Below are 2,500 nucleotides of genomic sequence, written 5' to 3' on the forward strand. Positions count from 1 at the left end.
ACCTCTTTATCGTTTGAGTGATGGGGGGACGCAGGAGGATAGGGTAAGCGCGCTGTTGGATATGCGCGTCTAAGCAGTTAGGCTGGTAAGTAGGAAAATCCGCTTACCGTAAAGGCTGAGCTGTGATAGCGAGGGAAATATAGTACCGAAGTTCCTGATTCCACACTGCCAAGAAAAGCCTCTAGCGAGATAAAAGGTGCCCGTACCGCAAACCGACACAGGTAGGCGAGGAGAGAATCCTAAGGTGAGCGAGAGAACTCTCGTTAAGGAACTCGGCAAAATGACCCCGTAACTTCGGGAGAAGGGGTGCTTTTTGAGGTGAATAGCCTCGAAGAGCCGCAGTGAATAGGCCCAGGCGACTGTTTAGCAAAAACACAGGTCTCTGCGAAGCCGCAAGGCGAAGTATAGGGGCTGACGCCTGCCCGGTGCTGGAAGGTTAAGAGGAGGGGTTAGCGCAAGCGAAGCTCTGAATCGAAGCCCCAGTAAACGGCGGCCGTAACTATAACGGTCCTAAGGTAGCGAAATTCCTTGTCGGGTAAGTTCCGACCCGCACGAAAGGCGTAACGATCTGGGCACTGTCTCAACGAGAGACTCGGTGAAATTATAGTACCTGTGAAGATGCAGGTTACCCGCGACAGGACGGAAAGACCCCGTGGAGCTTTACTGTAGCCTGATATTGAATTTTGGTACAGCTTGTACAGGATAGGTAGGAGCCTGAGAAACCGGAGCGCCAGCTTCGGTGGAGGCGTCGGTGGGATACTACCCTGGCTGTATTGAAATTCTAACCCACACCCCTGATCGGGGTGGGAGACAGTGTCAGGTGGGCAGTTTGACTGGGGCGGTCGCCTCCTAAAGAGTAACGGAGGCGCCCAAAGGTTCCCTCAGAATGGTTGGAAATCATTCGTAGAGTGTAAAGGCACAAGGGAGCTTGACTGCGAGACCTACAAGTCGAGCAGGGACGAAAGTCGGGCTTAGTGATCCGGTGGTTCCGCATGGAAGGGCCATCGCTCAACGGATAAAAGCTACCCCGGGGATAACAGGCTTATCTCCCCCAAGAGTCCACATCGACGGGGAGGTTTGGCACCTCGATGTCGGCTCATCGCATCCTGGGGCTGTAGTCGGTCCCAAGGGTTGGGCTGTTCGCCCATTAAAGCGGTACGCGAGCTGGGTTCAGAACGTCGTGAGACAGTTCGGTCCCTATCCGTCGTGGGCGCAGGAAATTTGAGAGGAGCTGTCCTTAGTACGAGAGGACCGGGATGGACGCACCGCTGGTGTACCAGTTGTCTTGCCAAAGGCATCGCTGGGTAGCTATGTGCGGACGGGATAAGTGCTGAAAGCATCTAAGCATGAAGCCCCCCTCAAGATGAGATTTCCCATAGCGTCAAGCTAGTAAGAACCCTGAAAGATGATCAGGTTGATAGGTCAGAGGTGGAAGCGTGGTAACATGTGGAGCTGACTGATACTAATCGTTCGAGGACTTAACCAATTTTAAAAAGCGAACTCGTTTTACACACTTCTTCTGAAATTATCTAGTTTTGAGGGAATGAAACCTCAAAATAAATAGTCTGGCAGCAATGGCGAGAAGGTCACACCCGTTCCCATACCGAACACGGAAGTTAAGCTTCTCAGCGCCGATGGTAGTTGGGACTTTGTCCCTGTGAGAGTAGGACGTTGCCAGACGAAAGACTTTTAGTCTTTTAAATTCTCTTCTTAAGAGAAAAGCGAAAAACTTTATATTGCATTAATACACCAATGGTGTTATTATTGAAAAGCTGCTTCGTGAGGTATTTAACGTAAAAACTTAAATGAAATTTTATGTTGACTCTAATGAAGTTGCATGGTATGATGGTTTTTGTCGCTATTAAAATTGCTCTTTGAAAACTAAACAAACAAGAACGTCAACAAACAAATTTTTTAGCTTTTATTAAAAAGCTAAGCCAACGTAACTTTTCGGAGCTATATCAACTTTCTTGGAGAGTTTGATCCTGGCTCAGGACGAACGCTGGCGGCGTGCCTAATACATGCAAGTCGAGCGAATCTTAAGGTGCTTGCACCTTTTGGTTAGCGGCGGACGGGTGAGTAACACGTGGGCAACCTGCCTGTAAGACTGGGATAACTTCGGGAAACCGGAGCTAATACCGGATAATCCTTTTCCTCTCATGAGGAAAAGCTGAAAGTCGGTTTCGGCTGACACTTACAGATGGGCCCGCGGCGCATTAGCTAGTTGGTGAGGTAACGGCTCACCAAGGCGACGATGCGTAGCCGACCTGAGAGGGTGATCGGCCACACTGGGACTGAGACACGGCCCAGACTCCTACGGGAGGCAGCAGTAGGGAATCTTCCGCAATGGACGAAAGTCTGACGGAGCAACGCCGCGTGAGCGATGAAGGCCTTCGGGTCGTAAAGCTCTGTTGTTAGGGAAGAACAAGTATCGGAGTAACTGCCGGTACCTTGACGGTACCTAACCAGAAAGCCACGGCTAACTACGTGCCAGCAGCCG

General features: G+C 50.6%; 3 rRNA genes (2 of these 3 only partly in view). All 3 read left to right on the forward strand.

Annotated features, from left to right (window positions below):
• A 23S ribosomal RNA gene (locus QFZ31_RS23710) occupies positions 1-1,486 on the forward strand; it begins 1,452 nt to the left of the window's first position.
• 78 nt (positions 1,487-1,564) lie between these two features.
• Positions 1,565-1,680 (forward strand): 5S ribosomal RNA (gene rrf, locus QFZ31_RS23715).
• Positions 1,681-1,967: 287 nt separating this feature from the next.
• A 16S ribosomal RNA gene (locus QFZ31_RS23720) occupies positions 1,968-2,500 on the forward strand; it runs 1,017 nt beyond the window's last position.

This window comes from Neobacillus niacini (assembly GCF_030817595.1).
Taxonomy (GTDB): Bacteria; Bacillota; Bacilli; order Bacillales; family Cytobacillaceae; genus Neobacillus; species Neobacillus niacini_G.